At 70.5% G+C, this 19,876-nt stretch carries 18 protein-coding genes; 11 read left to right on the top strand and 7 right to left on the bottom strand.

What is annotated here, in order from left to right; all coding sequences use genetic code 11:
* The first annotated feature begins 44 nt into the window (after window positions 1-44).
* The 4 genes from N1031_RS05600 to N1031_RS05585 all read left to right on the top strand — a co-directional run bounded on the left by N1031_RS05600 (window position 45) and on the right by N1031_RS05585 (window position 5,046).
* Window positions 45-1,301, top strand: a complete 1,257-nt coding sequence (locus tag N1031_RS05600) for a sugar ABC transporter substrate-binding protein (RefSeq protein ID WP_259478620.1) — start codon at window positions 45-47, stop codon at window positions 1,299-1,301.
* Window positions 1,302-1,375: 74 nt separating this feature from the next.
* Entirely contained in the window at window positions 1,376-2,293 is a 918-nt protein-coding gene (locus tag N1031_RS05595; protein ID WP_259478619.1) for a carbohydrate ABC transporter permease, read from the top strand.
* Window positions 2,290-3,108: a carbohydrate ABC transporter permease gene (locus N1031_RS05590; RefSeq protein ID WP_259478618.1), complete on the top strand. Its 819-nt coding sequence runs from the start codon at window positions 2,290-2,292 to the stop codon at window positions 3,106-3,108. Before N1031_RS05595 ends, N1031_RS05590 begins: the two co-directional genes overlap by 4 nt.
* A 3-nt stretch (window positions 3,109-3,111) precedes the next feature.
* Entirely contained in the window at window positions 3,112-5,046 is a 1,935-nt protein-coding gene (locus tag N1031_RS05585) for a glycoside hydrolase family 127 protein (RefSeq protein ID WP_259478617.1), read from the top strand.
* Window positions 5,047-5,086: 40 nt separating this feature from the next.
* Here the strand turns inward: N1031_RS05585 and N1031_RS05580 are convergent, their stop codons facing one another.
* Entirely contained in the window at window positions 5,087-6,265 is a 1,179-nt protein-coding gene (locus N1031_RS05580) for a Na+/H+ antiporter NhaA (protein WP_259478616.1), read from the bottom strand.
* A 204-nt stretch (window positions 6,266-6,469) separates the two neighbouring features.
* Between N1031_RS05580 and N1031_RS05575 the strand changes: the two genes are divergently transcribed.
* The 3 genes from N1031_RS05575 to N1031_RS05565 are packed head-to-tail and all read left to right on the top strand — an operon-like array spanning window position 6,470 to window position 8,066.
* Window positions 6,470-7,063, top strand: a complete 594-nt coding sequence (locus N1031_RS05575; RefSeq protein WP_259478615.1) for a sulfite oxidase-like oxidoreductase — start codon at window positions 6,470-6,472, stop codon at window positions 7,061-7,063.
* Window positions 7,063-7,788, top strand: coding sequence for a ferredoxin reductase (locus tag N1031_RS05570; protein ID WP_310795667.1), 726 nt, complete (start codon window positions 7,063-7,065; stop codon window positions 7,786-7,788). The genes N1031_RS05575 and N1031_RS05570 overlap by 1 nt, the downstream gene beginning before the upstream one ends.
* Window positions 7,788-8,066: a DUF6510 family protein gene (locus tag N1031_RS05565; protein WP_259478614.1), complete on the top strand. Its 279-nt coding sequence runs from the start codon at window positions 7,788-7,790 to the stop codon at window positions 8,064-8,066. Before N1031_RS05570 ends, N1031_RS05565 begins: the two co-directional genes overlap by 1 nt.
* 104 nt (window positions 8,067-8,170) lie before the next feature.
* Here the strand turns inward: N1031_RS05565 and N1031_RS05560 are convergent, their stop codons facing one another.
* The 6 genes from N1031_RS05560 to N1031_RS05535 all read right to left on the bottom strand — a co-directional run bounded on the left by N1031_RS05560 (window position 8,171) and on the right by N1031_RS05535 (window position 15,277).
* Window positions 8,171-9,412, bottom strand: coding sequence for a type II toxin-antitoxin system HipA family toxin (locus N1031_RS05560; protein ID WP_259478613.1), 1,242 nt, complete (start codon window positions 9,410-9,412; stop codon window positions 8,171-8,173).
* On the bottom strand, window positions 9,409-9,675 hold the full coding sequence (locus N1031_RS05555) for a helix-turn-helix transcriptional regulator (RefSeq protein WP_259478612.1): 267 nt from the start codon (window positions 9,673-9,675) through the stop codon (window positions 9,409-9,411). Before N1031_RS05555 ends, N1031_RS05560 begins: the two co-directional genes overlap by 4 nt.
* A 70-nt stretch (window positions 9,676-9,745) precedes the next feature.
* The gene (locus N1031_RS05550; protein ID WP_259478611.1) at window positions 9,746-10,792 is read right to left on the bottom strand and encodes an ABC transporter permease; all 1,047 of its coding nucleotides are present in this window, start codon (window positions 10,790-10,792) and stop codon (window positions 9,746-9,748) included.
* The gene (locus N1031_RS05545) at window positions 10,789-13,398 is read right to left on the bottom strand and encodes an ATP-binding cassette domain-containing protein (protein ID WP_259478610.1); all 2,610 of its coding nucleotides are present in this window, start codon (window positions 13,396-13,398) and stop codon (window positions 10,789-10,791) included. Before N1031_RS05545 ends, N1031_RS05550 begins: the two co-directional genes overlap by 4 nt.
* Window positions 13,395-14,117: an SDR family NAD(P)-dependent oxidoreductase gene (locus tag N1031_RS05540; RefSeq protein ID WP_259478609.1), complete on the bottom strand. Its 723-nt coding sequence runs from the start codon at window positions 14,115-14,117 to the stop codon at window positions 13,395-13,397. The genes N1031_RS05545 and N1031_RS05540 overlap by 4 nt, the downstream gene beginning before the upstream one ends.
* Complete coding sequence (locus N1031_RS05535; RefSeq protein WP_259478608.1) at window positions 14,114-15,277, bottom strand: ABC transporter substrate-binding protein; 1,164 nt, start codon at window positions 15,275-15,277, stop codon at window positions 14,114-14,116. Before N1031_RS05535 ends, N1031_RS05540 begins: the two co-directional genes overlap by 4 nt.
* Window positions 15,278-15,456: 179 nt before the next feature.
* Here N1031_RS05535 and N1031_RS05530 point away from each other — a divergent pair, with 179 nt between their 5' ends.
* From N1031_RS05530 to N1031_RS05515, 4 genes are read left to right on the top strand one after another with little or no spacing between them, the layout of a single operon-like run.
* Window positions 15,457-16,359: an alpha/beta hydrolase gene (locus tag N1031_RS05530; RefSeq protein ID WP_259478607.1), complete on the top strand. Its 903-nt coding sequence runs from the start codon at window positions 15,457-15,459 to the stop codon at window positions 16,357-16,359.
* Between the two features lie 59 nt (window positions 16,360-16,418).
* A complete protein-coding gene (locus tag N1031_RS05525; protein ID WP_259478606.1) occupies window positions 16,419-18,080 on the top strand; it encodes a flavin-containing monooxygenase in 1,662 nt (553 codons plus the stop codon).
* A complete protein-coding gene (locus tag N1031_RS05520) occupies window positions 18,077-18,850 on the top strand; it encodes an SDR family NAD(P)-dependent oxidoreductase (protein WP_259478605.1) in 774 nt (257 codons plus the stop codon). The genes N1031_RS05525 and N1031_RS05520 overlap by 4 nt, the downstream gene beginning before the upstream one ends.
* Before the next feature lie 15 nt (window positions 18,851-18,865).
* On the top strand, window positions 18,866-19,873 hold the full coding sequence (locus N1031_RS05515) for an oxidoreductase (protein ID WP_310795666.1): 1,008 nt from the start codon (window positions 18,866-18,868) through the stop codon (window positions 19,871-19,873).
* Window positions 19,874-19,876: the final 3 nt, after the last annotated feature.

Genomic DNA, 19,876 nt, shown 5'->3' with positions numbered 1-19,876 from the left:
CGAGAGTCCCGGTGGTACCGGGGCACGTTCAAGGAGGAACACAGATGAACACCAGAACGCTTCGAGCGCCGCTCGCGGTCGCGGTCGCCGCGATCGCGGTGGGAGCACTGGCAGGTTGTAGCGCCGGCGGAGGCACCGGCTCCACCGACGCCGCGAGCGGCACCTACACCTGGTGGGACCCGTACCCGCAGCACGAGGAGGGCTCCGACTGGGCCAACCGGGTGCAGGCCTGTGGCACCGAGGCCGGCGTCACCATCGAGCGCACCGCCTACGACACCACCTCGCTCACCAACCAGGCGCTCCTGTCGGCGCAGGAGGGCACCTCGCCCGACATCATCCTGCTCGACAACCCCGCCGTGTCGACCCTCGCCGAGACCGGGATGCTCACCACGACGGACGAGCTCGGTCTCGACACCTCGGGCATCGACGAGAACCTCCTGGCCGCGGGCGAGCTCGACGGCGAGTCGTACGGCATCCCGATCGGCGCCAACACCCTCGCGCTCTACTACAACGCCGACATCCTGACCGAGGCCGGGGTCGACCCCGCGTCGATCACCGACTGGGCGAGCCTCACCGACGCCCTGGCGAAGGTGTCCGCCACCGGCCACAAGGGCATCACCTTCGCGGGCATCAACACCGAGGAGGGTTCGTTCCAGTTCCTGCCCTGGTTCTGGGGCGCGGGCGCCGACCTCACCGAGCTCGACTCGCCCGAGGCGGTCGAGGCGCTCCAGCTCTGGACGGACTGGGTCGACAAGGGCTACGCGCCGCAGTCGGTCATCGGCAACTCGCAGAACACCAGCTGGGAGGAGTTCATCACGGGCGACTTCGCGTTCTCGGAGAACGGCACCTGGCAGGTCAACAGCGCCGCCGACCAGTCCTTCGCCACCGGCGTGATCGAACTGCCCGCGATCGACGGAGGCGTGGCCCCCGCGCCCACCGGTGGCGAGTTCATCATCGCCCCGGTGCAGCAGGACACCGCGCGCTACGAGACCACCAAGAAGATCGTCGACTGCATGACCACGCCGGAAGGCTTCGTGGAGACGGCGAACACCTTCGCGTACTACATCCCGCCCACCGCGGAGGGCCAGGAGCAGCTGCTGGCCGAGAATGCCGACCTCAGCACCTGGGTGTCGGCGGTGCAGGCCGCGAAGGGCCGCACGAGCGACAACCTCGGCACCGACTACCCGCTCATCTCCGAGCAGTTGTGGACGGCCGTGCAGAGCGCCCTCTCCGGCGCCCAGTCGCCGGCGGACGCCCTCGCCGACGCCCAGGCGGCGGCTGCGGCGGAGACCGGCAAGTAGCACGCAGCAGGGGAGCGGGCGGGCGTCATCGACGTCCGTCCGCTCCGCCCCGACACCCACCGAGGAATGACCCCATGACCACCACCACGGTGCGCCGGCGGCGGGACGGCCGCTCAGGCTCCCGCTGGATCGCGTTCGCGTTCGCGGCCCCGCTCATCGCGTACCTGCTCGCCTTCTACGCCTACCCGCTCATCCGCAGCATCGACCTCAGCATCCACGACTACACCGTCCGCGCCTTCGTGCAGGGCAATGCCGAGTTCGTGGGGCTGCAGAACTACATCGACGTCGTCTCCTCGCCGCTGTTCGGCCAGGCGCTGTGGAACACGACGGTGTTCGTCGTGGCGTCGCTGCTCTTCCAATACGCGATCGGCCTGGCCCTCGCCGTCTTCTTCCGCAGCAGCTTCCGGCTGAGCGGGGTGCTGCGCGCCCTCTTCCTCGTGCCGTGGCTGCTGCCGCTCATCGTCTCGGGCTCCACCTGGGCCTGGATGCTCAACAGCGACAACGGCATCGTCAACTCGGTGCTGCAGGCCTTCGGCGTCGGTCAGATCAACTGGCTCACCTCGCCCGACACCGCGATGGTCGCGGTGGTCATCGCGAACATCTGGCTGGGCATCCCGTTCAACCTCGTCATCCTCTACTCGGGCCTGCAGAACATCCCGGCCGACGTCTACGAGGCCGCCTCGCTCGACGGGGCGGGGGCGTGGCGGCAGTTCTGGAGCATCACCTTCCCGCTGCTGCGACCGGTCTCGGCGATCACCCTGCTGCTCGGCCTCGTCTACACCCTCAAGGTGGTCGACATCATCTGGATCATGACCAACGGCGGCCCGGCCAACGCCACCACCACGCTCGCCATCTGGTCGTACCGCGAGGCCTTCGGCACCGGGCAACCCGACCTCTCGCCCGCCGCCGCCGTCGGCAACATCCTCATCGTCATCGCGCTCGTCTTCGGGTTCCTCTACCTCAGGGTGCAGCGCCGTCAGGAGAACTCATGACCGCCCGCAGGCCCTGGTGGAAGACGCTGCTCGGCATCGTCTTCACCGCGCTCATGCTCTTCCCGGTCTACTGGATGGTGAACGTCTCGCTCACCAAGACCCAAGACCTCCGGCTCAGCCCGCCACACATCTTCCCCGTCGACGCCACTTTCGAGGGCTACGCCGAGGTGCTGCGGCAGCAGCTGCCGAACCTCGGCACCAGCCTCCTGATCGGTCTCGGCTGCGTGGTGCTCACGGTCGCGCTCGCCGCGCCCGCCGGGTACGCGATCGCGCTGCTCAACATGCGCGGAGGCCGTTCGCTCAACTTCATTCTGCTCGTGGCCCAGATGATCCCGGCGGTCGTCATGGCGATGGGCTTCTACGCCATCTACGTGCGGCTGGGGCTGCTCAACAGCGTGTGGGGGCTCATCCTCGCCGACTCCACGATCGCCGTGCCGTTCGGAGTGCTGCTGTTCACCGCTTTCATGAGCGGACTGCCTCGGGAGTTGCTGCAGGCGGCGCGCATCGACGGGGCGGGCGCGTGGCGCACCTTCGTGTCGGTGGTCATGCCGCTCAGCCGCAACTCGGCGCTCACCGTGGCGCTGTTCGCCTTCCTGTGGGCGTGGTCGGACTTCGTGTTCGCCTCCACGCTGGCGCGCAACTCCGCGCTCACGCCCATCACGCTCGGCATCTACTCGTACATCGGCAACAACACCACGCAGTGGAACGCCATCATGGCGACCGCCGTGGTCGCCTCCATCCCCGCGGCGATCCTCCTGATCGTCGCCCAGCGCTACGTCGCGGCGGGAGTCACCGCCGGCGCCGTGAAGGACTGATCCGTGACCGTTCTCCCCTCCACCGTCTCCACCGCCTCCGCCGTTCCCGTCGTGCCCTCCGGCGGTGCGCTCCGCGGTGCCGGCGTGACATCGGTGACCCTCGACCCGGCCGGGTTCTGGGGTGTCAGGCAGGGCGTCAACAGGGCCGCCACCCTGCGGCACTGTCTCGACTGGATGGAGCGCCTCGGCTGGATCGAGAACTTCGACCGCGTGGCCCGGGGGGAGACGACGGTCGACCGGCCGGGCTGGCAGTTCTCCGACTCCGAGGTGTACAAACTGCTCGAGGCGATGGCGTGGGAATTCGGCCGCGCCCCCGACGACGAGCTCGCAGCGCTGTTCGGCCGGCTGGTGGAGCGGGTGGCCGCGGCGCAGGACGCCGATGGCTACCTCAACACCGCCTTCGGCCACCCCGGCCTCCCCGGCCGCTGGACCGACCTCGCCATGGGGCACGAGCTCTACAACGCCGGTCACCTGCTGCAGGCGGCCGTGGCGCGCATCCGCACCGGTCACGACGACGAGCTCGTGCGGGTCGCCCGCCGGGCGGCCGACCAGATCTGCGACGAGTTCGGGGAGTCGGGGCGCCACGGCGTCTGCGGCCATCCCGAGATAGAGGTGGCGCTCGCCGAAGCGGGGCGCGCGTTCGGCGAGCGTCGCTACCTCGAACAGGCCCGCCTGTTCGTCGACCGGCGGGGGCGGGGCACCCTCGCGGTGCGCCCGCTCCTGTCGGCCGAGTACTTCCAGGATGACGAGCCGGTGCGTTCGGCCACGGTGCTGCGGGGCCACGCCGTGCGGGCGCTCTACCTCTCGGCCGGGGCGGTCGACGTGGCGGTGGACACCGGCGACGACGAGCTGCTGGCCGCGGTGACCAGGCAGTGGGCCGCCACGGTGGGTGCGCGCACCTACCTCACCGGGGGCATGGGATCGCGTCATCAGGACGAGGGGTTCGGCGACGACTGGGAGCTCCCGGCCGACCGCGCCTACTGCGAGACCTGCGCCGGGGTCGCCTCCGTCATGCTCGCGTGGCGGCTCTACCTCGCCAGCGGCGAGGTGCGCTACGTCGACCTCATCGAGCGCACGCTGTTCAACGTGGTGGCGACCTCGCCGAGCGCCGACGGTCGCGCCTTCTTCTACGCCAACCCGCTGCACCAGCGGGAGCCAGGTGCCGCGGCGGTCGATGGCGTCAACACGCGCGCCGAGGGTGGGGTGCGGGCTCCGTGGTTCGAGGTGTCGTGCTGCCCCACCAACGTGGCGCGCACGCTGGCCTCGCTCGGCGCCTACACGGCGTCGGCCGACGACGAGGGCGTCAGCCTGCTGCAGTACGCGGCGGGGGAGGTGGAGCTCGGGGGGTTCCGGATGCGGGTCGACACCGCGTATCCCTCCGACGGCCGGGTAGCCGTGCGAGTGCTCGAGGCGCCTGAGGGCGAAGCGAGGCTCCGGATGCGCGTGCCGGCCTGGGCCGACGGGGCGCGACTGGCGGTGGGCGGTGGGGCGGCGGAGGAGGTGCTGCCCGGATGGGTGGACCTGCGCCGCGTGTTCTCGCCCGGAGACGAGCTGGTGCTCGAGCTGCCGGTGGGGCCGCGCCTGACCTGGCCCGACCTGCGCATCGACGCGGTGCGCGGCACCGTCGCGGTGGAGCGCGGTCCGCTGGTGCTGTGCGTGGAGTCGACCGACCTGCCCGTCGGGGCCGAGCTCGCGGGGCTCGAGGTCGACGTGGCGGCCGGGGTGCGCGTGAGCGGCGACGGCGCCGTGGTGTCGGGGATCGTGCGGCACGACCGTGCGGCGGGGCCGGCACTGCCCTACGGGGCGCCGGATGCGGGTGAGGGCGAGCGCGTCGAACTCGAGTCGCCGACGGCGATCGACGTGCCGCTCATCCCGTACCACCGCTGGGCCGAGCGCGGTCCGGCGACGATGCGGGTCTTCCTCCCCGTGCGCGGCTGACGCCTCGCGGCGGGGCGGGGCGGTCTGCGCACGCCGGCGGTCAGCCCCGCATCCGCTGCTCTGCTGCCGAGCGCAGCACCCGCAGCCGCCGGTGGTAGACGGCCAGCCGTGACACGAGCACCGCGGCCACCACGATCGACACCGAGGAGCCGAGCAGTACCGCGAGCGTGCCCTCGTCGGCCACCTCGGGCTGGGCGGCGAAGGCGAGCTCGTTCATGAGCAGCGACACCGTGAACCCCACGCCGCCGAGGGCGCCCGCCGCCAGCAGCGCCAGGGGCGACAGGACCGGGCGGCGCTCGCGAGGACCGACGAACGACGAGAGCCAGCCTCCCAGCGCGATGCCGATGAGCTTGCCCACGGGGAGGGCGATGAGGATCGCCCAGAAGGGCGGCGCGAGCTGGGACAGACCGACCTGGGGGATGGCGACCAGCGCCGCCGAGAACGCGAACAGCGGCAGCACCACGCCGTTGGTCGCCGGTTCGAGGTGGTGCCTGAGGTGCATCGCGGGCACCCGCATCATCGCGAGACCGAGGGCGACGCCCGCGATGGTGGCGTGCACCCCGGAGAGGTACACCAGCGACCAGGTGACGAGGGCCACCGCGACCATCGCCGCGATCACGAGCACCCGCATCCGGGTGTTCAGCAGGCGGCTCAGCACGCCGAACACGGCCACCCCCACCACGGCGAGGGCGAGCAGAGGCAGGTTCGGGTCGGTGGTGAAGAAGAGGGCGATGATGACGATGGCGACGATGTCGTCGAGGATGGCGAGGGCCAAGATGAAGATCCGCAACCGCGACGGGATGCCCTTGCCGAAGACGGCGAGCACCCCGAGGGCGAACGCGATGTCGGTTGCGGTGGGGATGGGCCAGCCGTTCTCGTAGCCCGACCCCGCGGTGACCGCCACGTAGATGAGCGCGGGCACGAGCACCCCGCCGAAGGCCGCGATCGCCGGGCGGACGGCCTTCGACACGGAGTTGAGCTGGCCGACCGTGAGCTCGTTCTTCAGCTCGACCGCGGCGACGAAGAAGAACACGGCCAGGAGACCGTCGCTGATCCAGTGGCCCACGGAGAGGTCGAGCGGGGTGCCCGGGACGGCGAGATGCGCATCCTGCAGACCCATGAGGGCGGGGCCGAGCGGGCTGTTCGCCGCGATCAGGCCGAGGGCGGCGGCGGCGAGGAGGAGGAAGGCGGCGACGCGCTCCGAGCGGATGAAGGCCATACGGTGTCCTCACTGACGCGGCGGGCGCGTCGGTAGCGGGGAGCGATCACCTCGACCGCCCGCCGACCAGACTTCCCGGCGCACCGCATCCGATTGTACCGGCGCGCGCGCCGCCGTCCCGGCTGGGGCGGGCAGGGCCACTCTCGCCCCTCGCGCGGGCACCGGATGCGCGGGTACGCTGGCCTCACGGAAGGGGAGGCTCTCATGGCGGTGTTCTCACGCGGGTTCGGTGGTCGTCGGCGCGAGTCGGATCCGGCGTTGCCGCCCGGCCAGTACCTCACCGAAGACTTCCCGGTGCTCTCGGCGGGCCCGACCCCCGACGTGCAGACCGACAGCTGGTCGTTCGACATCGTCAACGAGTCGAACGAGCGCGTCTCGTGGAGCTGGGACGAGATGATGGCGCTGCCCGTCGACGACGTGCACACCGACATCCACTGCGTCACCCGCTGGTCGAAGCTCGGCACCCACTGGCGCGGCGTGGCGCTCGACCACTTCTTCGAGAAGGTCGACACCAGCGAGGCCTACACGATGGTGCACTCCTACGGCGGGTACACCACGAACGTGCCGCTCGAAGACCTGCTCGACGGCAAGGCCTGGGTGGCCTTCGAGTTCGAGGGCGAGCCACTCGACCCCGAGCACGGCGGCCCCGCGCGCCTGCTCGTGCCGCACCTCTACTTCTGGAAGAGCGCGAAGTGGGTGCGCGGGCTCCGCATGCACGCCGACGATGACCCCGGGTTCTGGGAACAGAACGGCTACAACCTCTACGGCGACCCGTGGAGAGAGCAGCGGTACTGGTAGTGGCGATCGTCTCCGGCTGGGGCCCCGCCACGGTGGCGTCGGCCCGGCGGGTCACGCCCACGGGCCGCGTGCTCGAACTCGACGTGCCCGGCTGGGCGGGCAACCTCCCCGGCCAGCACCTCGACCTGCGGCTCACCGCCGAAGACGGCTACCAGGCCGTGCGGTCGTACTCGATCGCCTCGTACGGCCAGGGCAGCCGGGTCGAGCTCGCGGTCGACGAACTGCCCGACGGCGAGGTGTCGCCCTACCTCGTCGACGTGGTCGAACCCGGCGACGAGCTCGAGGTGCGCGGCCCCATCGGCAACTACTTCGTGTGGCGCGACGAGCAGCCGGATGCGGTACAGCTGATCGCGGGCGGCTCGGGCATCGTGCCGCTGGTCGCCATCGCGCGGGCGCACCACGCCTCGTCGAACCCGGCGCCGTTCAAGCTGGTGTACTCGGTGCGCGCGCCCGAAGACGCGTACTACGCCGACGAACTGCGCGGCTTCGAGGGCGACCGTTTCACGCTCGACTGGGTGTACACCCGGCGCACCCCGCCGGGGTGGGAGCGCCCGGCCGGCCGCATCGACGCGGCGACCATCGAGCGGGTGACGCTGCCCGCATCCGGGAACCCCCTGGTGTACGTGTGCGGACCCACCGGGTTCGTGGAGGCGGTGTCGCGGGCGCTCGTGGCCCTCGGGCACGACCCGGCCCGCGTGAAGACGGAGAGATTCGGAGGCGCATGATGGCCCACCCCGAACCCGGCCGCGTGGCGGCGAGGGTCGACGGCAATGCGGCGGCGGGGGCGCTCGCCGAGGTGTTCTGCTTCGACGTGACCGAGGTGCTGGGGGAGTGCGCCCACTGCGGCGCCCGCGCCCTGCTCGCCGAGGCGGAGGCCGAGCTCGACGACGAGGGCGTCATCGTGCTCTGCCGCTCCTGCGGCCACACCCTCCTCACCTACCTCAGCACCCCCGCCGGCCGCAGCCTCCAGCTCCCCGGCCTCGCCTCCCTCACCCTCCCGTAGCGCCCGCGCGCATGCGCGTGCCCGTCGAGTGGGCGCGATCGGTCGCCGCCGGCGCACCCAGGCGACCGATCGCGCCCACTCGAATCACGCCGGGCGACGGGACCTCAAGCGGTGGACAACGCGGCGAGGCCCGCGGCGAAGACGGGTTCGAACCGAGTGATCTCACGCTCCGGTAGGCCGTGCCGCGATGCAACAGAACGCCAGGCACCCACGCCGATGGCCACCTCGCTCAGGATGGCCGTGGCCCGCTGGGGGCTCACTCCGAAGCTGGGTGCGATCCGACGCAGAGCAGCGGTGCCGGCGTCCAGCGACGTGGAGCCGCCGATCGACGTCACTCGCTGCGCGGCCGGGTCGGGATCGGGGTTGAGGTCGAACGCCGGCGAGAGCGCCCAACCCCCTGGGGCACGCAGGAGGCCGTGATTGCGCAGGTGGTCGTCGACGTTGTTGATCGCCAGCGAGAAGGCGATACGACGCCACAGCTGTTCGAGGTCGATCGCGACGGAGGCCCCGATCGTCGCGAGCGACTCCGCGATCTCCAGATAGTCGCGCGATTCGCCATCGCGCGCCGAGAGCAGAGTCATGGAGCTGATGTAGCCGACGCGTTCCGCCCCGTGCCGATCGAATCGGCGCAGGAGGAGTACCCGCCGGCCGTCGATGCTTAGCAACCGGTGCTCCGGCACGGTCACACCGCACCGCCCGGCCAGGTCGAGTGCCACGGCCTCCCAGCCGATCACCGACCACTCGTCGCCGGAGTGCTCGAACTTGGCGATCGACAGATCGTCTCCGTCGCGCACCGATGCCTTGGGCCGGGCGCCGCCCAGTGACCCGGTGCCGGCCGCCAGGAGGGTCTTGATGGCGCTCTGGTCATCGGGATCTCCTGACTCGACGGTCTCCGCCGCCCGCATCAGCTGTGGCAGCTCGATCACGCGTGGCACGTCGGAGGAGGGCGAGAGGTACTCGCCTCCCGGCTCGGCCGAGAAGCGCAGAGCGCCCTGACGGGTCGCGTCGCTCACGCCGAGGAGATAGTCGCGCTCGGTGATCGCCGGCGGGGTCCTTCCCGCAGCGATCGCTGAAGCTCTCAGGCGCCTCGCGATGAGTGAGCGGCCCCAGCGATCGGGAGCCGCATCGGCGAAGCATCCGGGTAGCCCCGAACCAGGTAGTCGCTGAGTGGCGGTGCCTGCGAGGAGAGGGAGAGCCGGCTCGACGGAATAGCCGTCGGGGTCTGCGAGGTAGCTCTGCCCATAGGCGAAGGAGCTGCTCACGACACCGCGCTTCGTCGTGAGGTAGGCCGTGCCGACCGAAAGGGTTCGACCCGCGTGATCGACGGAGACGGAGACCGAGCTCAACGTCGCACCCGCTGCGGGAGGGCCTCGTCGGCTCGGGCACGGCCGAGATCGGTCTCGTAAGGATCAGCGGCCGCGACCACGTCGGTCAGGATGCCGAGCGACAGCGCCACACGGAGGAACGACTCGAGGCTCGAGCCGGCATCTCCGTGTTCGAGCTTACGCAGCGTGGCGCGCGAGATGCCCGACCGCTCGGAGAGCTGCTCCGCCGTGAGGCCCTGGAGCTTCCGCCAGGCCGTCAGGTGGTCTCCGAGCTCGTCGGCCATCTGTGAGACTCGAGTGGGAAGCGGGCGTGACATGACTCCACTCTACGCGTAAGGGACCGGATAAGCACCATTAAGCATCATAATGAGCGTATTCGGGACCACTAGCTCTGAATTGGCGCAGAGGTGGGGGTGTGCGACGCGATCGCGATCGGCGCACGAGCACGGGGACGAGTTCGCGCACGAGCACCACGGCGATGAGCACCACCGACTGGGCGATGAGCTGCAGGGCGTCCTGCCAGCCGAGGGAGCGCAGCAGCTGCCCGAGCTGGGTGAGGAACAGGGCCGCGATGCCGGTGGAGACCACGCTCGCGATGCCCCCGGTGAGCGCGGTGCCGCCGAGCACGACGGCCGCCACCGACGGCAGCAGGTACGAGTCGCCGAGGAAGAGCGCCGGCGTCTTCGTGTACCCCGCCAGCAGCACCCCGCCGGCCCCGTAGGCGAGGCCCGCGAACGCGTAGGCGAACATCTGGTAGACGTTCACCCGGATGCCGAGCGCCGCTGCGGCCCGCTCGCTCACGCCCACCGCGGTGAGCCGGCGCCCCACGATCGACTTCTGCGTCACGAGCCCCGCGAGCACCACCACCACGATCGCGATGAGGAGGGTGTTCGGGATGCCCAGGGTGCGGTCGAGCGCGAAGCCGTTCAGCTCCGCGGGTGCCCCCGAGGGCGTGCCGTCGGCGATGAAGAACACGGTGCCGAGCAGCATGGCGTTCATGCCGAGTGTCACCACCAACGGCATCACCTTGAACACGGTGACGAGCACCCCGTTCACGATGCCCACGATGCCGGGCCCCACGATTCCCGCGATCACGGCCGCCCACAGCGGCCACCCGTAGTTCTGCGGCAGTCCCGTCGAGAGCACGGCGGCGAGGGCGATCATGCCCGGGATGGAGAGGTCGAGCCCGCGCTGCTGCACCACGAGCGTCTGCCCCGCCGCCACGATGGCGAGCACCGAGGCGAACGGCAGCATGCTGAGCAGCGGCGCCGCCCCGAGGCTCCCGGGCGCGATGACGGGGGAGAGCGCGAACAGCAGCGCGGTCGCGACGGTGATGCCCACCCAGCTGCCGGAGAGCATCCGGCGCCACACCGAACCGGCCTGGCTGGTGAAGTCGGTCATGAGAGTGCTCCTGAGGTCGAACCGGATGCGGAGGGCGCGCTCGCGATCGGCGCGGCACCCCGGCGCCGGCGCCTGGACCGCCGCAGCTGCGCGTAGAGCACGGCGGCGGCCAGCGTGATGAGCCCGGGCAGCCAGTACGACCACGCCTGGCTGAGCCCGAGGAACGGCGACACGTTGAGCACCTGCTGCACGAGGAACGCCGCCGCGAGGATGCCGATGAACGAACCGCGCCCGCCGAAGATCGAGGCGCCGGCGAGCACCACCACGGTCACCGAGGAGAGCGTGTACGACAGCGACGGCCGGCCGTCGCCGATGCCGATCTGGGCCATCATGATGACGGCCGCGGGCAGCACCAGGAACGAGCACAGCACGTAGGAGAAGAACTGCGTGCGCTTCACCCGGATGCCGAGTCGGGCGGCCGCGTCGGCGCGCGAGCCGACGCCGCGCAGCTCCACGCCCCAGCGCGTGCGGCGCAGGGCGAACTCGAGCAGCAGCAGCACGGCCACGGCGACGATGGTGACGACCGGCACGATGCCGATGCGCCCCTGGATCTGGTCGGCCACCGGCCCGAAGATGATGCCGCCGGGGGTGGAGCGGAGAGTCAGGTAGATGCCCTGCAGGGCCATGTACATCGCGAGCGTCACGACCACCGGGTTGATCGAGAACCTCGTGACGAGGAACCCGTTCACCACCCCGGTGCCGATCGCTCCCACGATCATGAGGCCCACGCCCACGTAGAGGTTGCCGCCGTCGACGATCCAGTAGGAGGCCAGCACCACCAGCAGCCCCATCAGCGGCCCGACCGAGAGGTCGAAGCCCGACCCGAGCACCACCACCTGCTGGGCCGCGCCCACGAACAGCAGCGGAGCCGCCATGAAGAGCAGGTTGTTGATGTTGAACGCGCCGAGGTAGGCCGGGTTCGTGGCGGCCACCACCACGCCGAGCACGAGGAAGATGGCGCCGAGCACGGCCGCGGGCGACTGGTCGCCGCGCAGGAAGCGGCGCAGCTTCACGCCCCGGGCCGCCTTGTCGGAGTCGGTGCGCTCCCGCACCGTGGTGGAGGTGAGGGCGGCCCGGGCGATCGCCGCCTCGGAGACCTCCTCGCCCACGAGCTCCTGCACCACCTGCCCGCGCGACATGATGAGCACGCGGTCGCAGAGCCCCTCGAGCTCCACGCCGTCGGAGGAGAGGATGACGACGGCGGCCCCCGCATCCGCGGCGTCGCGCAGGATGCGGTAGATGTCGACGCGGGCGCCCGCGTCGACGCCCTGGGTGGGCTCCTCGGCGAGCAGCACGCTGGGCTTCGCGAGCAAGGTGCGCGCGAGCACCGCCTTCTGCTGGTTGCCGCCGGAGAGCGACTGGATGGGGGTGCGCGCCGAGGGGGTCTTGATGGCGAGCCGGCGGATCTGCTCGGTGGCGACCGCGAACACCTTGCGCTCGCTCACCATCCCGGCCGTGGAGACCTGGGAGAGCGTCTTCGCCGAGATGTTGTCGCCCACCGAGAGCGGCAGGAAGACGCCCTCGCCGTGCCGGTCGGCCGGCACGTAGACGACGCCGGCGGAGGCGGCGGCCGCGTTCGAACCGTTCGAGACGGGGCGACCCGCGACCTCCACGGTTCCGGTCGTGGGCTCGAGGCCCGCAAGTGCGCGGATGAGCGCGGCCTGGCCGTTGCCCTGCACGCCCGCGAGACCGATGATCTCGCCGGGCTTCACCTCGAAGCTCACGTCGTGGAAGTCGTCGCCGCGCAGCCCGCTCACCGAGAGCTGCGCGTGCTGGCCGCTCAGCGCATCCGGAGCGGTCTTCTCGGGGAAGACGGTCTCGAGCTTGCGGCCGATGACGCGCTCCACGATCTGCTGCTCGTCGACCTCGGCGGCCTCGAAGGTGCCGCGCACCTGGCCGTCGCGGAGCACCGTGATGCGGTCGGAGATCTGCTTGACCTCGGGGATGCGGTGCGAGATGTACACCACGGCGGTGCCGTTCGCGGCGAGCTCGCGCACCTTCGCGAACAGCTTCTGCACCTCGTCGAGCGAGAGGTGCTCGGTGGGCTCGTCGAGGATGAGCACCCGGGGGTCGAGCGCGAGGGCCTTCGCGATCTCGACGATGAAGCGCTGCTCCACCGAGAGGTCGGCCACGCGGGTCTTCGCGTCGATGCCCATGCCCCAGGGGTCGAGCTGCTTCTGCGACCAGGCGACCGCCCGGCGCAGACCGCCCACTCGGCGGTAGCCGACCCCCACGGCCATGTTCTCGGCCACGGTGAGGTCGGGCAGCAGCGCCGGGTCTTGCCGCACGATGCCGAGGCCGAGCTCGCGCGCCGCCTCGGGGGAGGCGGTGGCGAGCTGGGTGCCGGCGATGGCGACGGTGCCCGAGTCGGGTGCCAGGGCACCGGATGCGACGGCCATGAGCGTCGACTTGCCCGCGCCGTTCTCGCCCACGAGCGCGTGCACCTCGCCGGCGAGCACCTCGAGGGTGACGTCGGTGAGGGCGCGCACGCCCGGGAAGGTCTTGACGATGGCGTCGAGCTGGAGCACGGGGGCGCCGGGCGCCCCGGCCGCCCCCGCCCCGGAGGAGACCGGGGCGGGGGCGGCGGCGAGGTCGTAGACGGTCATTGCGCTAGGTACCCTCCATCGATGACGAGCTCGGATCCGGTGACGAAGCTGGCCTCGTCGGAGGCCAGGAACACGATCCCATTGGCGATCTCGCGGGGCTTGCCCGCGCGGCCCATCGGGGTCATCGACACCACGTAGTCGTTGATCTCCGGCGCCTGCGCGTCGGTGAGCGGCGTCTCGATGAAGCCCGGGTGCACCGAGTTCACGCGCACGTTCTCCTTCGCGTAGGTGATCGCCGCGCTCTTGGACATGGTGCGCACGGCGCCCTTGGTGGCGTGATAGGCGTGCGCACCGGAGACCGCGACGGAACCCCAGATCGACGAGATGTTGATGATCGACCCGCCGCCCTGCGCGATCATGTGCGGGATGACCTCGCGCATGCCGAGCCAGGTGCCGGTCTGGTTCACGGCCACCACCGTGTTCCAGTCGTCGACCGTGAGGTCGTGCAGCGTCTCGTAGGCGATGATGCCGGCGTTGTTGGCCAGCACGTCGACGTGACCGTGGGCGGCGATGACATCGGCCACCACCCGCTGCCAGTCCTCCTCCCGCGAGACGTCGAGCCGGTGGTACTCGACGCCGTCGGGGAAGGAGGCGTCGGAGGGCGCGCGGCCGGTCGCGATGACCGTGGCGCCCTCCTCGGCGAACGACTCGGCGATGGAGCGGCCGATGCCGCGGCCGGCCCCGGTGACGATGGCGACCTTTCCGTCGAGGCGGTTCACTGGAACAGCTTCTTCAGGGAGTCGACGCTGAGGCCGGAGGAGAGGATCGCGTCGGGCGGCAGCTCCGACTCGCACTTCGGCTGCTTGTCGGGGTCGGTGGAGTCTTCGATGATCTCGAGGTTGTAGGTCGACGGCTCGTCGTTGGGCAGCCCGTTGGCGGCCGCGAGGCCCTTGTGCAGGGCGGCCGTGACGACCCAGTTGCGGCTGGACTCCGTGGCGATCTGGTAGGTCGGCTGCGCGTCCTTGTACTGGTACCAGAGGCAGGCGAACTCGTTGGAGTCGTTCGCCGACCACACCGGCAGCGGCTTGCCGGCGGCCTCGAAGGCGCGGATGCCGCCCACCGAGCCTCCGCCGTAGTCGGCCACGATGCCGTCGATGTCGCCGTACTTCGTGATGAGGCCGGCCACCACCTGCTGGGTCTTGCCGGGCTCCCAGTCGGTCGCCACCGGGCCGTCCTCGTTGAGGAGGGTGATGCCGGGGTTGGCCTCGACGGCCTCCATCACGCCGTCGAACACGGCCTGCGAGTAGGAGTTGCCGGCGATGCCGCCGAGCATGACGAGGTTGCCCTCGCCGCCCATCTTCTCGATGGTCCACTCGGCCAGGTTCTTGCCGTAGGTGTTGATGTCCTCCGACACGAAGTCCACGTAGTCGACACCCGGAGTGCCGCCGGGCGAGCCGACGTAGGGCACGACCTTCACGCCGGCCTCGGTGGCCTTCTGGATGGTGGGGAGGAGGGCCTCGCCGCCGTCGACGAAGGTGACGATCACGTCGACCCCCTGGGCGACCAGCGAGTTGATGTCGCTGATGGCCTTCTGGGTGTCGCCCTGCGCATCCGTGTACAGCACCTTGGTGATGTTGGGGCACTTGGCGGCTTCTTCTTCGAAGATGGCGCGGGTGATCTTGCGCCAGGAGTTGCCGCCGAAGCCGTCGGCGAGGGCGACCGTGAGGTCGTCGTCGCCGCAGAAGGCCGAGATGTCCTGGATGTCGCCCTGCACGCCGACGGTGCCGACGGTGACCTCGGAGGCGCTGGTGGTGCTGCCGGAGTCCGACCCGGACCCGGCGTCGGAGCCGTCGGAGGACAGCGATCCGGTGGAACAGCCCGAGAGGGCCAGCAGCGTCACCGCACCCAGTGCGATGAGCGGTGTCTTCTTGGTGAACATGGGCGTTGTCCTCGTTTCTCGTCGTTGAGCAGGAGCTGCGTGACAAGAAGTCTCCGGGCTGGGAGAGGGGGCCGGACGGCTCACCCTGAGACACCGTTGCGTCTTTTTGAGACAAGCGTTCCGGGCCGCTCGGGGCCGCGTTCATCCTGGTGTCATCCCCGACGATGAGGAGTGAACGCATGTCAGCGAACCAGCCGACCGACCTGCTCGGCGAGATCTATGCGCAGTGGACGGTCGAGTTCCAGGCCAACCCCGAGATGAGCCTCCAGCTGATGCGCTGGGTGTTCGAGGACTGGCAGCGGGCGACCGCGGAGCCCGAGGAGGTGAGCTACCGCTCCACTTCGATCGGCGGCGTGCCCGGTCTCGAGGTGCTTCCGGCGGGGGCGGATGCGTCGCGCATCCTGCTCTTCCTGCACGGCGGCGGGTTCGCGCTGGGCTCCTCGGCCAGCCACCGCAAGATGGCCGGGCACGTCGCGAAGGCGTGCGGCGCGAACGGCTTCGTGCTCGACTTCAGACTGGCGCCCGAGCATCCCTACCCCGCACAGCTCGACGACACCACGGCCGTCATCGACGCGCTGCTGGAGTCGGGACGGTCGGCCTCGGACATCGTGCTCGTGGGCGACAGCGCGGGGGCGTCGATCGCCGTCGCGACGGTGCTCCGGATGCGCGACGCCGGCCGGGAGCTGCCCCGCGCGGTCATCACGGTGTCGCCCTGGGTCGACATGGAGAACTCGGGCGTGACGATCGAGACCAACGACGACACCGACTTCCTCATCGCCCGCGAGGGGCTGCAGGGCAACATCGACCGGTATCTCTCCGGCGGCGCATCGCCGACCGATCCTCTCGTGAACCCGCTCTACGCCGACTTCACCGGGTTCCCGCCGCTCTACATCGACGCGAGCGAGAGCGAGTCGCTCTTCCACGACGCCCAGCGGCTGGCCGAGGTGGCGCGAGCCGCCGGAGTCGACGTCACCTTCCATGCCGCATCGGGCATGCAGCATGTCTACCCCCTCCAGGCGGGCAACCTGCCCGCCGCCGACGAGTCGATCGCCGCCATCGCGGACTGGTACCGCGCTCACTGAACGCCCCGCGAGCCCCGGCCCGCCCTCCCGCACACCCCTTCCACCGAAAGGAACACCTCATGACCGACACCACCACCGCGGCCACCCGAGACTACGACGCCGTGGTCATCGGAGCAGGCTTCTCCGGCCTCGCCCTGCTGCACCACCTGCGCGAGATCGGCCTGAACACCCTCGTCGTCGACGGCGAGGACGGCATCGGCGGCACCTGGTGGGTGAACCGCTACCCGGGCGTGCGCACCGACAGCGAGTTCAGCTACTACTCCTTCTCGTTCTCGAAGGAGGTGCGCGAGGAGTGGACCTGGACGCAGCGCTACCCGGCCGGCCCCGAGGTGCTCGACTACCTCAACTTCGTGGCCGACCGGCTCGACCTGCGCAAGGACATCCGGCTGAACGCCCGGGTCGACTCGGCCGCGTACGACGAGGAGACGAACCTCTGGACGGTCTCGTTCGCCGACGGCTCCACCCTCACCACGAAGTACCTGGTGAGCGGGATGGGGGTGCTCTCGCAGGCGATCTACCCCGACATCCCGGGCATCGACTCGTTCCGGGGCGAGAAGTACCACACCGCCCACTGGCCGCGCACGGGCGTCGACCTGACGGGCAAGAAGGTCGGGCTCATCGGACTGGGGGCCTCGGGCATCCAGATCGTGCCCGTGATCGCCCCGGAGGTCGATGAGTTCTTCGTGTTCCAGCGCACGCCGAACTTCATCGTGGAGACCAACAACGACGCCGTCTCCACCGAGGAGATGCAGTACGTGCGCGAGAACTACGACGCGATCTACGCGAAGGCGGCCGCGCATCCGTTCGGCGTCGCCATGGAGCCGGCGGAGTTCTCGGCGCTCGAGGTGTCTCCCGAGAAGCGTCGCGAGATCTTCGAGTCGAAGTGGAACGAGGGCGGGTTCCACTTCGCCAACGAGTGCTTCAACGACCTCGCCACCGACCACGAGGCCTCGGAGCTCGCCTCGGAGTTCATCCGGTCGAAGATCCGCGAGATCGTGAAAGACCCGGAGACGGCCGCGCTGCTCTCGCCCACCTCGTACTCCTTCAACGGAAAGCGGGTGCCGACCGGGCACGGGTACTACAACACCTTCAATCTGCCGCACGTGCACCTCATCGACACCGAGGCGGTGCCGATCACGTCGATCTCGGAGCGCGGGATCGTGGTGGGCGACACCGAGTACGAGCTCGACGTCATCATCTTCGCGACCGGATTCGACGCCATGACGGGCACGCTCACGAACATCGACATCCGCGGGCGCGGTGGGCGCACGCTGCGTGAGAAGTGGCAGGAGGACGGGCTGAAGTCGAACCTCGGCATCAACGCGAACGGTTTCCCGAACTTCTTCATGTCGCTCGGGCCGCAGACGCCGTACTCCAACCTCGTCGTGCCGATCCAGCTCGGCGCGCAGTGGCTGCAGCGGGCGCTGGCCTGGGCCGAGGCGAACGGCGTGGAGCGGTTCGAGGCGACGCCGGAGTCGGAGGAGTGGTGGGCCGCCGAGGCCGAGCGCACCGGCAAGGCGACGGTGATGTACTCCGAGGGCAAGAAGGCGAAGGCCTGGTTCCTGGGCGAGAACGTGCCGGGCAAGGCCGAGGAGTTCCAGGTGTACATGGGAGGTGGGCAGGTGTACCAGGCGCACTGCAAGGAGCTGGAGGAGTCGGGCTACGCCTCGCTGCTGTGGTCGCCGGCGGGCGCGCCCGTGACCGCGGGGGCCTCGGCGTGACGGGGCGGCTCGAGGGCAAGGTCGCGCTCATCACCGGTGGCGCCTCCGGGATGGGCGCGGCCACGGCCGAGCTCTTCGCGGCCGAGGGCGCCTCGGTGGCGGTGACCGACTTCAACGCCGCGCTGAGCGGCTCGGTCGTGGACGCCATCACCGCATCCGGTGGCATCGCCGAGTTCTTCGAGATGGACGTAGCTCGCGAGGCGAGTGTCGCCTCCGCGGTCTCGGGTGCGGTCGCGCGGTTCGGCGGGCTCGACGTGCTGGTCAACTGCGCCGGTGTCATCGGGGTCGACAAGCCCACGCACGAGGTGACCGAGGAGGAGTGGGACGCGCTGTTCGCGGTCGACGTGAAGGGCGTGTTCTTCGCCACGAAGCACGCGGTGCCGCACCTCATCGAGCGCGGTGGCGGCTCGATCGTGAACTTCTCCTCGATCTACGGGCTCATCGGCAACGACGAGTTCACGCCGTACCACGTGGCCAAGGGTGCGGTGACGATGCAGACGAAGCAGGACGCGGCGTCGTATGGCCGATACGGCATACGCGTGAACTCCGTGCATCCGTCGACCGTGCTCACCCCGCTGGTGGAGGGCATCGCCTCTGCGTACCCGGGTGGCCTGCCCGCGTACGAGGAGATGATGACCGCGAACCAGTCGATCAGGCGGCTCGGGCGGCCTGTCGAGGTCGCGTACGCGGTGCTGTACCTCGCGTCGGACGAGTCGGCGTGGGTGACCGGCGTGAACCTGCCGCTCGACGGCGGGTACACGGCGCGGTGAACGGGTGATGGCGTCGTGTCGTCGCTGCTGTTCGCTCCGCTGAGCATCCGCGGGGTCTCGTTCGCGAACCGGCTCTGGGTGTCGCCCATGTGCCAGTACTCGGCCGTCGACGGGCTGCCCCAGGAGTGGCATGCCGTGCACCTCGGGGCGCTCGCCGTCGGCGGGCCGGGGCTCGTGATGGCCGAGGCCACCGCGGTGCGGCCCGAGGGGCGCATCACGCCGGTGTGCACGGGCATCTGGAACGCCGAGCAGCAGGGGAGGTGGGCGCGCATCACCGCGTTCGCGCGCTCGCAGGGCGTGCCGATGGGGCTGCAGCTCGCGCACGCGGGGCGCAAGGCCTCGACCGCGTCGATCGCCGACGGCTCGGGGCCGGTGGCGGTCGCCGACGGCGGGTGGCCGACGGTCGCGCCGTCGGCGGTACCGTACGGCGACTACGCGGTGCCGGAGTCGCTCACGGTCTCGCAGATCGGCGACGTCGTGCGTTCGTTCGGCGAGGCTGCGCGGCGGGCCGAGGATGCCGGCTTCGCTGTGGTCGAGATCCACGCGGCGCACGGGTACCTGCTGCACGAGTTCCTGTCGCCGCTCGCGAACCACCGCACCGACGGCTACGGCTCGTCGCCCGAGGGTCGCGCCCGGATGCTGTTCGAGGTGGTCGAGGACGTGCGGCGGGCGGTGTCGCCGGGCTCGACCCGCGGCAGGCGATCGCCATCGGCCGCGGGTATCAGGTGGCGCTGGCCCGGGCCGTGCGCGAGGCGGCCACGGTGCCCGTCGCTGCCGTGGGCCTGCTCACGACGCCCCGGGAGTTCGAGGAGGTGCTCGCCGAGGGGGCGGCCGACGCCGTGTTCGTGGGGCGCGAGTTCTTGCGCGACCGGATGCTCGTGCGGCGGGCGGCCGTGGAGCTCGGGGCGTCGATGGAGTGGCCCGACCAGTACCGCATGGCGCGGTTCGCGGGAGCCATCCCGTAGGCAGTGTCGGGGGGAGCAGCCATACTGGAGGGGAGAGATCGACCCGAACGGTTTCTGATCC

This window comes from Herbiconiux moechotypicola, assembly GCF_024979255.1.
Classification (GTDB): Bacteria; Actinomycetota; Actinomycetes; order Actinomycetales; family Microbacteriaceae; genus Herbiconiux; species Herbiconiux moechotypicola.
This window is presented reverse-complemented; position numbering and strand designations above follow the sequence as displayed.